Genomic DNA, 10,803 nt, shown 5'->3' with positions numbered 1-10,803 from the left:
GGGCTAATTTCGTCCTTGGAACATCCGCTCGCTGAAGCGGCGGAAGATTCGCGCCACAAAGCTGCGCGTCTCGCTGTAGGGCGGCACGTCGCCGTAGTAAAGCACTGCTGGGATGCCCGCGTTGTAGGCCGCCAGCGCCAGCCGCAGGTCGCCGTCGAAAATTCCGAGCAGGAACTTGAGGTAGCGCAGGCCGCCGCGCACGTTCTGCTCGGGGTCCCAGATGTTTTCCACGCCGAAGCGGCGCGCCGTGGCCGGTAGCATCTGGGTCAGGCCCAGCGCGCCCGCCGGACTTGCGGCGTATGGATTGAGGCTCGATTCGGTTTCGATTAACGCCAAAGCCAGGTAGGGATTGATCTGCTCGTCGATCGCCACCCGCGTAATGATCAGCTCGATCTGCTCTGGCTTGTAATACCGGCCGCGATGGGGCGCGACGGTTCGAACCTCATCGGGCTCGGTCTTGCCGGAGAGCATCTGGGCCAGCGCGTCTCCGTCGTCCAATGCGTCTGCGGTCGGGTGCAACACCGCCGTCTGGTCAACCGCTGCAACCAGGGGCGGGGCGGCGTCGGTAACCGCGAGCGTTGCGGCCAGCAGCAGCGCTGTGAGCACTATTTGAGCGCCTCGCGCAGCCAGTCGCCAAGGGCATCGAGGAACTCGCGATCGATTGATCGCGTCTCGTCGGAGTAGTCGGAGATACTGCCGGTGCCGCGGCGGAAGAAGTGGTCGAGCTCGGCGAACAGTTTGTAGCGTACCGAAGCGTTGCCGCCGTTGCGCGCGGCCGTGGCCAGCGTTTGCCCCTGCCCGGGCGGCATTTGGGCGTCGCGGCCGGCTGCGGCGATGAACATCGGCACACGGATTTTGGTGACCTGCTGCTGGGGCGCGGTATTGATCAGCTCGCGGAATACGTTGAGGTCCACCGGTTTCATTGCGACCACGGTCCAGCGTTCGTCGCTGTCGCGCGCCTCGTCGAAAGTTGTGACCACCGGATCGTTCTTCCACTCGTCGGGCTGCGCACCTTGCTGCGACAGCCTACGCTGCACCTGCCACACGGCGAGTTCGTTCAGCGGCATGGCGCTGGGTGCGAGTAGGGCGCAGGCCTTGATGGCCGGATTGCGCGCCGCGATTCGCATTGCGATCATCGCTCCCTCGCCCTGTCCGATCACCGCCAGCCGTTGCGGATCGACCTCCGGCCGACCGGCAAGCATCTGTAGCGCCGCGTTGACGTCGGCCTCGGTGGTGATCAGGCTCGACAGGGGGAAGGCCCCCTGGCTTTGGCCGACCCCCGGCTCGTCGTAGCGCAGCACCACGAATCCGAACTTGCTCAACTCATCCAGTAGCTCGCCGGTGCCGATGTAGAGCCCGATCTTGGGCACGATCCCGTTGCGCGTCTGCGGACCGCTGTCGTTGATAAACACCAGGCCCGGCAGCGGCCGTACAGCCAGGGCGGGCAGGCTGATCGTGCCCGCAAGCTGATAATCACCCGATTTGAAACTGACGTTGCGATAGATCAGATCGGCGCTCGGCCGATATTTAGGTGCGGGAGCGATGTCGACCTCGAGGCCGGTGTAGTCGGTGCGCGTGGCGCTTAGGCCCTGGATCGGGATTTCGACCTTGAGCAGCTCGCCATCGTCGTCGATCCAGATATGGACGCCGAAATTCTCCAGGTCGAGATAGAGCCGTTTGCCGTAGTAGGTCTTTTCGCCCACGGCGATCGGCGTCCGCCCGCGAAACTCGATCCAGGTATGATGGTACGTCAGGCTCGTGCCGAGAATAACGTTGATTTCTTGCCTACCACCGATGCGGAAGTTGTAGCGGTCGGCCACGAGCTGGTAGAGGTGGAACACACTATTCTCGACGATCAGCGTATGCGGGTCGATCTCCAACAGCTTGTCGTGCTGTCCCATTACCGAGATCACCTGCGCCCGCGCCTTGTCGTTTTCGAGGGTGATCGACAGGCTGTTGGGCACCTTGTTGATGTCGGCCTCAAGTTGGTATCCCTCGAACGTCTCGTCCGGGCCCTTGAGTCGCAGGTCGGTCAACAGCTCGGTGCTGCTGTTTTCCTGTTTGAGGCCGATGGTGCCGTTGGCCCTGACATTGCCGTTTTCATGGTAGTAGATCTCATAACGCTCCGCGCCGATGACCTGGCCCTTGAGGTTGATCGAGAGCATGCCGGTACGCGTGCGCTCCGCGGCCAGGGCGCTGGAGCACACCAGCAGGCCCAGCAGCGCGATAAACGTAAGTATCAGCAGAGTAAGTCTTTTCACCTGATTCCTCCTGCAACCGGTAAGTGTAACAACCGCCGGTCGCACGATCAAACCACAACCTGGCTATTGGCGAGAATTATCCGATTTACCTCACATTGGTTCGGATTGGGTCGGCATGATATCATCTGAAATTGTTATCCTTCCGTCTCCTGCTTGGAGCAGCCGATGCATAGATACTTTTTATCGATATTGGCCGTATTCGTACTGCTGGCTTTTGCGGCCGGTTGCGAAATTCCCGGCAACGGCTCCTCGGAGCCTGCCGGCCTAAACAAGGAAGACCCCGCGCCCGATCCCGACGCCTATTTACGGCCGGGCTATATCGGCGAGGGCAGCCATTTGACCTATATGGGGCGGGTGATCACTCCGGCCGGGACCACGGTCTCGATCAATCGCTTCCCGGTGTCGATCGCGCTGAGCCCCGACGGCCAGACGTTGATCGCGGGCAGCACCAAGTTTCCGGCGATGACGATCCTCAGCGCCGACCCGCTGCAGGTGCTCGACACCGACAATCAGGGCATCCCGTTCTACGGCGCGACCTTCAACGCGGCCGGAGACAAGTTCTGGCAGTCGATGGGCGCCAGCCACAAGATCCTGGAATACACGATCAGCGGCGGCGTGCCCGCGGTCAGCCGTTCGCTGGAGATGATCGGCTATCCGGCGGGAATGAAACTCAGCGCGGACGAGAGCGTGCTGTGGGTGGCGATGAACCTGGCCAACGAGGTCGTGGCCTTTGACCTGGCCTCGGGCACGGTGATCAAGTACTTCATTACCGGCAACTACCCTTACGACGTGGTGTTGGACAACGGCAAGGTCTACGCCTCCAACTGGGGCGAGGAGAGCTTGACCGTGGCCGACGAGGCCAGCGCCGCGGTGATCGGTGAGATCCCCGTGGGCAAGGCGCCCGAGGGCATGGCGCTGGACGCGGCCAACAATCGGCTCTACGTAACCTCGGCCGACACGGACACGATCACGGTGATCGATACAAGTGAGGACACGGTGATCGACACCTGGGATCTGCACGACCAAAAGAGCGGCACAATCGGCGCGATGCCCAATGCCGCCGAAGTGACCGCCGATGGCTCGAAGCTCTACGTGACCGAGGCCGGCTACAACTGTGTGAGCGTAATCGACACTGCCGAAGGCTCGATCCTCGGCCGCATCCCGGTGGGACAATATCCCAACGACCTTGAGCTCGACGAGCAGGCCGCCAAACTCTACGTGGTCAACGGCAAGGGCACGGGCTCGGCGGGAGCCGGCAGGGTGCATCGACAGTGGTACGGCTCGGTCACCGCCGTGGACCTGCCGGACTCCGCGCAGCTCGCCGCTTATACCCAGACGGTCGAGCAAGACTACATGTGGTTCGACAACCTGTTCGATACTCAGGGCGCCCAGTCCCCGATCCCCTTTGAGTTCGGCCAGCCCAGTGAGCAAATCAAGAAAGTCGTGTTCATACTCAAGGAGAACCGCACCTACGATCAGCTGCTGGGCGACATGACCGAGGGCGAGGGTGATCCGGAGCTGTGCGACTTCTGCGACGTGACTCCCAACCACCATAAGTTGACGCGCACCTACGCGCTTTTGGATAACTACTACGTCGAGGCCGACACCTCGATTATCGGCCATTTCTGGGCCACGGCCGCCAACTGCAACGACTTCGCCGAGAAGACCTGGCTCTCCGGCGGGCGGGTGCCGGCGTCGGACATGGAGCACGCGGCGACCCTCGAGCGCAAGACCGTCTTTCACAACATGCTGGACAACGGCATCGAGTTCCGCGCCTACGGCCAGATCATCGGACTGGCCACCGACCTCGACCGCTTCGCGCCCTACATCGACTTTAAATACAGCTTTTGGAACATGCGCACCTCCGACGAGAATGAGAAGGTCGAGGAGATTATCCGCGAGATGGAGGCCGGGATTTTCCCGCCGTTCGTCTATATTGTGCTGCCCAACGACCATACCTACGGCAGCTCGTCGGGCTCTCCGACCATGGACTACATGGTCGGAGATAACGACGCGGGATTGGGAAAGCTGATCGACTATCTGAGCCACCGTCCGGACTGGAACGAGATCGCGGTCTTCGTCACCGAGGACGATCCGCAAGCCGGCACCGACCACATTGACCCGCACCGCACCATCGGCATGGCGATCAGCCCCTGGGTCAAACGCGGGCACGTCAGCTCGGTATTCTACACTATGTCCAGCATCTGGATGACGATCGAGCTGATCCTCGGCGTGCCGCCGATGAGCAAATGGGACGAGTACGCCGCACCGATGTACGACCTGTTCACCATGGACGTCGACACCACGCCCTACGAATACGAGCCCAACCCGGTGGCCCCGGCGGTCAACGCCAAGGGGCTGCCGATGCAGGAATATTGCGACAACGCCAACTGGAACGCGCCGGACCAGGTCGAACGTTTGGCCGAGGTCACCTGGCTTAACAAGCATCCGGGCGAGCCCTTCCCCTACTATTACTCGGTGGGCTGGCGTTACGGCGAAGAGGGCGAAGAGGAGGAGGCCCAGGAGGCGCGGCAGTACGTGCAAGACGCGCAACGGGCATTGGAGTACGCACGCAAGCACGGCCTGCTCGATTAACCGTCCCCGGCGGGGGAAATGACGCGTAGCTTTCGCATTTTCCGGCCCCGGGCCGCGATTAGCCGCAGGCGCTTTTTACAGGCGGCCTGCTGACCCACGGCCTGGTGGCCCTGGCCATTGAGCACGGCACGGACTGGGCGGGCCACGACGAGCAGCGTCGGCCCCACACACGTTGGGGCGGCGTGTATGTGCAGACCGACGGCGACGCGGTGCTGGGCTATTTCATCAACCAGTTAAACTACTCGGGCAACGGTCTCGAGATCGAGCTGTTCGCCGAGGGCGCGCAGGGCTCCGAGCAATACCTCGGCGCATTGAGCCTGACCACGGACCAAAACGGCGTTGCGATCTTTGAGCCCGCCGGGCCCGCAGCCGAGGGCGTGCATCGGCTGCGGCTGGAGTGGCGCGCCGCCGGAATCCAGGTCTGGTCCAATCCGCTGGAGGTCAGCGCCGATCCGAATCACCCGCGCATGCTGTGGGGCCAAATCCACGGTCACAGCCTGGTCAGCGACGGACTGGGCAGCGACGCCGAGTTCTACGAGTTCGCCCGCGATAAGAGCCTGCTGGATTTTGCCGCGCTTACCGACCACGGCTACCTCACCGAGAGCATTGTCCATCCGCAGTTCCTGCGTCACCAGATCAACCCGCCGCAGTGGGACGAGTACTGCCGCGTCTGCCGCGAGTTCAACGACCCCGGCTGCTTCGTGACCTTCCTGGCCTACGAGTGGACATCGCAAGTGTTCTCGGACAAGAACGTCTACTTCCTGCACGACGACGAGCCGTTCAGCGGCTATCCGGTCAACCCCTACGACCTGGCGGACAAATACCGCGGCCGCAACGATCCGCGCTACATCGAAATCGAGATCTACGCGCCGCAGCCCATCGTGCGCGTGGAGATCGTCAAGAACGCTCCGGCCGAGCCCTGGCTGATTTTCGAGCCGGAGACCCCGGCCTGGAATCCGGGCCTGCTGACGTTCGAGGATAACTCCGCACTGGCCGGCTCGACCTATTACTACGCCCGGATATTCCAGCAAGACGGCCAGATGGCCTGGACCTCGCCGATCTGGGTCGACCTTATCTAATCCGCATCTATCTATTCATCCTCACCGACCCCGCCCGGCGTTTAACCTTTCAATTCCCACCACCGTCTGACTGATACAAGCGGTTACTGAAATTGGGAGGTGAATGATGAGGACGTATTTGTGTCTGACGCTGATTGTCGCCCTGTCGTTGGTCGCCTCTGGCTGCGGGCTGGACGCGCAGGACGCGGGGCGCACCACTGCCGGAGATCCGTGGGACGGCGTCGATGATGACAACTACGATACTGACGACGAGAACCCGGGATTCGGCGACGAGGAGATCCTCGAGATGACCCAGGACGAACAGTTCGACGATCCCTACGCCGATGATCCGGATTTCAAGAACGACGTGGTGGACGATCAGGACGTGCGGGTGTTCAACATGCGCGTGGTCTGGGGCAACCTGGTGTTCGATCCTGAATTCCCTGAGCCGTTGGACTATTCAGGCGAGATCAGCGTCTCCTCGGGCGGCCTGCTCGTGCTGCGTACGGTCTATTTCGAGGCGCACGACAGTCTGATCCAGCGGCCCGAGCGCAACGTGGTCTCCTGGGACTCGACGATCTACTGCTGTTCCGACGGTCTGCTGCTGCAGATCTACGCTTTGCCGGACGAGGAGCAGCCGGGCATGGAACCGATGCTCAACTTGCGCATCGGCCCTTACCAGCGCGAGATCCCGATCAGCGATTTGGAGGAAATGATCCAGGTCGAGCCCTCGGGCGCGTATAACGACGCGGTGGCGATTGCGGCCTTCGAGGATTTGGACGAAGGCCAGACCGGATTCGTTTCCGGTCGCTGGCGGCACAAGCCCGAGCATGTGGGCGGCGTGTTCAAGGCCAAGTGGGAAGATCCCGACGGTGCGTTGTTCGGCCACCAGCGTGGACGTTGGGTGCCCAAGGGCGATGATTCGGGCGAGCTGCGCGGCAAGACGATTGACTTGGCGGGCGGATTCGAGGGCCTGTTGCGCGGCGAGTACAACAATATCGAGGGCAACGGCGGCGAGTTCGAGATCGACTGGCTCGACCGGCAGCGCGAGTCGATCGGCTCGCAGCACGGCCGCTACTACCATGTGTCCGATAACGGCGGCCGGGGCTTTATGCTCGGACTGTGGCACCTGGACTGACACGCCCGGCTTTGAGCCGGGGGCATCGCGCAATTCGATGGTAGTAATGCCACGGGCCACCCCGCGGCAGCACCTCAAAGGAGCCGAAGATCGTTTTTACGATCTTTGCCCTAGATGAAGATTACGATGCCGAGTTTGAACAGCGTGAAGATCGTGCGCATGCTCTCGGAGGCCGGCTGGCTGGACATCTGCTGGATCTTGCCCAGATTGCGTTCGCCGTTGATCAGGGCGAATGTTTCCAATTCTTCGATATCCCACTGGATCAGCGGAACCATATCGAGCTTCTCCGGGATCTTCTCGACACTGAGCGACAGGGCCGGTTTGAGTGCGGCGCTGATGCGCTCGTGGGAGTAGTGGCGCTTAATGCTCTCGTAGACAAGCTGCTCCAGCGGCACTTTGGGGCGCTTGATTTTCTCGATCCAGGACGAGTCCTCGCTGATCTGGTATTCGCCGTCGAACCAGCCGATGGTGTTGATCAGACGTTGATGGGTTTCGCTGAGCAGCGCCTTTGTGATCTCGTTGGCATCGAGCATCCCGAGCTTGCGCAGGATGCTGCTCAACGGCGAGTTACTCTGCTTGGCCGTAGTGCTGGCGCGGGTTAAGTCCTCGTCGCTGATCTTGCCGTTGGCCAAGAGGATCTTGCCCAGGGTTTCGCTGAGCAGGTTCGATGCCACATAGACCGGATAGCCCTCAAGCACGTAAACCGTACGGTGCACATTGCGTTGGGTCTGTACGTATGTGCCGGTCAGCGCGCTGTTGTGCATCCACAGCAGACAGTCCAGGGCGGAGAACTGGGCGGTCGAGCCTTTTATCGGCAACGGCGGGATCGCCCGCGGCGGACCGGCTTTGGCGCCTTCCTCCTTGGCCTTGGCGTTTTCCAACAACTTATCTTTATCCAGCTTGAGCAGGCTGCAGATCCGATTGACCAGATTCATCAGATCCAGCGGCTTGATCAGGTAGTCGTCGGCGCCGTACTTGGTCTTGGCCTCGAGCTGTAGCCCCGGCGTCTTGTACAAGGCGCTCATCATGATTACCGGAGTTTGCTCGCCCTGGGCGGAGTTCTTGATTGTCTCGCAGACCTTCAGGCCGTTGACTTTGGGCAACAGCACGTCGATTAGGGCCAGGCTGGGCTTGCTCTTGTTGAACTGCTCGATGCCCTCTTCGCCGTTGACCGCGACAATGGTCTCAAACCCGTAGCTGCCAAGGAACTCACAGATGATCTCGCGATTATCCTGGTTGTCCTCGATCACGAGAATACGCGGCATCCGCTGGTCTCCGTTAGTCGCTTAAGTTGTGCGCGACCGCAGATAAATTATTACGATCAGCCACTGGAAGGCAATCATTTAGCTTACCAACAGCTCGTTGATTTTTGAGGTCAGCTCTTCGAAATCGACCGGTTTGCTCAGATAGCCGTCGCAACCCGCCAGCTTGGCCCGAGCGTCGTCGCCGACCATCGCATGGGCGGTGATCGCTAAAATCGGGATCGCTTTGGTCCGCTCGTCCTGTTTGAGCACACGCGTTGCTTCCCATCCGCTGACCTTGGGTAGGCTCAGGTCCATCAGGATCAGGTCGGGAACGATGCTGCGGGCCATGTCGATTCCGCTTTCGCCGTCGTCGGTATCGTAGATCTTATACTCGGCGCTGAGGAACTGGACCAGCAGTTCCCGGTTGTCCTCGACGTCCTCAATTATCAGAATCGTTTTCATCTTTTGAATCCTCCAGGAAAGTCTCGAACGCCGCCTGGACATCCGGCTGAGTTTCCTGGGTGTGTTCGAATGCGTCCAGGTCCGCAGGCAGAATCAGCGTGAAGGTCGAGCCCTGCCCCATGATGCTCGAGACCGTTATCGTACCTCCGAGCAGGCCGGCCAGCTTGCGACTGATCGACAGACCGAGGCCGGTTCCACCGTAACGGCGCGTCGGCCCGCCGTCAACCTGCCAGAACTCGTCGAAGATAACCTTAAGGTTCTGCTCGTCGATACCGATGCCCGAGTCCTCGACCGCGATTGCGATCCAGCCCCCTTCGTAACCCGCGGGCTTATCCAGCGCCTCGCAGGTATCGAGGGGTTCGGCGCTGATTCTGATGAATCCCTCGTGCGTGAATTTAACCGCATTGGACATCAGGTTGACCAGAATCTGCCGGACCTTGGTCCGATCCTGTCGTAGCGGCGAGAGGTCGTCGGGCAGTCTGCGCTCGATGCGCACGCTGTTCTTATCGAGCATCGGATGGACCATGGTCATGATCGAGTCGATCAGTTGGCCGACCTCGAAGGGTTCGACGAAGATATCCATGCCGCCGGACTCGATCTTGCTCAGGTCGAGGATGCCGTTGAGCAGTTCGAGCAGGTTATGGGCGTTCTTTTTAACGCGCAGTAGGTTCTCACGGTGCAGCGGCGGCAGCAGATCACCGGCGCGATCGATGGTCAGCGAGGTGAAGCCGATGATCGAGTTCATCGGCGTGCGCAGTTCGTGGGACATGTTGGCTAAAAACTCGCTCTTGAGCCGGTTGGCGCGTTCCAGGTCGTGCATGATCTCCTGCAGCTTGCGGTCGCGTTCGCGGATGGCGTCGGTCATCAGGTGGAAGGCGTTCTGCAGCACGCCGATCTCGTCCACCGAGTCGATTTTGATTTCGCGGTCCAGATCCCCCTTGGCCACGGCCGCCGCGTCGTCGACCAGCATCAGCAGCGGACGGGTGATCATCCGCGAGACCAAGTTGACCATGCCGATAATCGCGAACACCGCCAGGCCGGTGATCAGCAGGAACGTGTCGCGCAACTGGAACGTCGCGGCGAAAATATCGCGGTCGAGCACATCGACGCAGACTAGCCAGGACGGACTTTGAGGCGCCGAGGGGACTTCGACCGTGGCGTAGGCCAGGGTCCGCTTGAGCGGTGAGGAGAAGCCGAAGGTGCTCTTTGCCGCACTGAAGGCCTCGGGCGGCAGCTTGGCGCGTTCCAGGTAGGTGTCGCCGTAACGTTCGCGGTTACGGTAACCGATGACCTTGCGCCCGTCGGCGGTAATCAGCGCCAGGTTGACGTTGTAGACGCCGACCACGTCCTCGCGCACGCGGTCGAGCTGGCGTTGAATGTCCATCCAATTGAGATAGGCGGCGAAGACGCCGATTACCCGGCTGCCGCCCTTGCGGCGGATCGGTGCGGACATGATGATCGAGTAAGAGCGCGGCTCATGGGCGTAGATCATTTCGATCTGGCTGTCGTAATGCCACGGCCCGAGCACGGGTTCACCGGCGAGCGCCCCGCGGGACCATTCGTTGGAGGAGCTCATCCAGTCGCGTTCCATCACCGAACCGCTGATCAGCCGTTGGCCCTCGGGTCCGACCTTATTGACCGCGCGCAGTCTGCCGTTGACATCGACCACCATCAGGATGTCGTAGCCCGATTTGGTCATCACCAGCTGATCCAGCAGATCCTGGAGTCGTCGCTGGTTGCTCAGGGTCCGCTGGTCCAGGGACTTACCCACGTCCGAGAGCATTGCCCACAGCAGCACGTCCTGCATGTTCTCGTCCAGGGCGCGGCCGATCTGGTTGGCGGTGGACTGGGCGATCAACGACAACACGCGCTCGGTCTCGCCGCGCACGATTCGCGTGACCTCGACGAAGCTGAGCACACCCATGATTAGGATCGGCGGAACACTGATCAGCAGGAAGTAGATGATCAGTTTGATGTAGATACTGAAATACCGCATACAGCTTTTTCGATTCTATCCTATTTCGATCGGTCCGTGCATCTGCTGC

8 protein-coding genes are annotated in these 10,803 nt (G+C 61.0%); 3 read left to right on the top strand and 5 right to left on the bottom strand.

Features of this window, described 5'->3' with window-relative positions; all coding sequences use genetic code 11:
* Positions 1-3: 3 nt before the first annotated feature.
* Both P9M14_09240 and P9M14_09235 read right to left on the bottom strand, forming a co-directional pair.
* Positions 4-606: a lytic transglycosylase domain-containing protein gene (locus P9M14_09240; protein MDP8255922.1), complete on the bottom strand. Its 603-nt coding sequence runs from the start codon at positions 604-606 to the stop codon at positions 4-6.
* Complete coding sequence (locus P9M14_09235; GenBank protein MDP8255921.1) at positions 606-2,261, bottom strand: alpha/beta hydrolase; 1,656 nt, start codon at positions 2,259-2,261, stop codon at positions 606-608. The genes P9M14_09240 and P9M14_09235 overlap by 1 nt, the downstream gene beginning before the upstream one ends.
* A 165-nt stretch (positions 2,262-2,426) precedes the next feature.
* Here P9M14_09235 and P9M14_09230 point away from each other — a divergent pair, with 165 nt between their 5' ends.
* The 3 genes from P9M14_09230 to P9M14_09220 all read left to right on the top strand — a co-directional run bounded on the left by P9M14_09230 (position 2,427) and on the right by P9M14_09220 (position 7,052).
* Entirely contained in the window at positions 2,427-4,856 is a 2,430-nt protein-coding gene (locus tag P9M14_09230; protein ID MDP8255920.1) for an alkaline phosphatase family protein, read from the top strand.
* Between the two features lie 104 nt (positions 4,857-4,960).
* The gene (locus P9M14_09225) at positions 4,961-5,935 is read left to right on the top strand and encodes a DUF3604 domain-containing protein (GenBank protein MDP8255919.1); all 975 of its coding nucleotides are present in this window, start codon (positions 4,961-4,963) and stop codon (positions 5,933-5,935) included.
* Positions 5,936-6,041: 106 nt separating this feature from the next.
* Positions 6,042-7,052, top strand: coding sequence for a hypothetical protein (locus tag P9M14_09220; GenBank protein MDP8255918.1), 1,011 nt, complete (start codon positions 6,042-6,044; stop codon positions 7,050-7,052).
* Positions 7,053-7,162: 110 nt separating this feature from the next.
* On the opposite strand, the gene P9M14_09215 is transcribed toward P9M14_09220, so the two are convergent.
* The 3 genes from P9M14_09215 to P9M14_09205 all read right to left on the bottom strand — a co-directional run bounded on the left by P9M14_09215 (position 7,163) and on the right by P9M14_09205 (position 10,754).
* On the bottom strand, positions 7,163-8,317 hold the full coding sequence (locus P9M14_09215) for a response regulator (protein ID MDP8255917.1): 1,155 nt from the start codon (positions 8,315-8,317) through the stop codon (positions 7,163-7,165).
* Between the two features lie 78 nt (positions 8,318-8,395).
* Positions 8,396-8,758, bottom strand: a complete 363-nt coding sequence (locus tag P9M14_09210; GenBank protein MDP8255916.1) for a response regulator — start codon at positions 8,756-8,758, stop codon at positions 8,396-8,398.
* A complete protein-coding gene (locus tag P9M14_09205) occupies positions 8,736-10,754 on the bottom strand; it encodes an ATP-binding protein (protein MDP8255915.1) in 2,019 nt (672 codons plus the stop codon). The genes P9M14_09210 and P9M14_09205 overlap by 23 nt, the downstream gene beginning before the upstream one ends.
* Between the last annotated feature and the right edge of the window lie 49 nt (positions 10,755-10,803).

The sequence above is a fragment of the Candidatus Alcyoniella australis genome (assembly GCA_030765605.1).
Taxonomy (GTDB): domain Bacteria; phylum Lernaellota; class Lernaellaia; order JAVCCG01; family Alcyoniellaceae; genus Alcyoniella; species Alcyoniella australis.
This window is presented reverse-complemented; position numbering and strand designations above follow the sequence as displayed.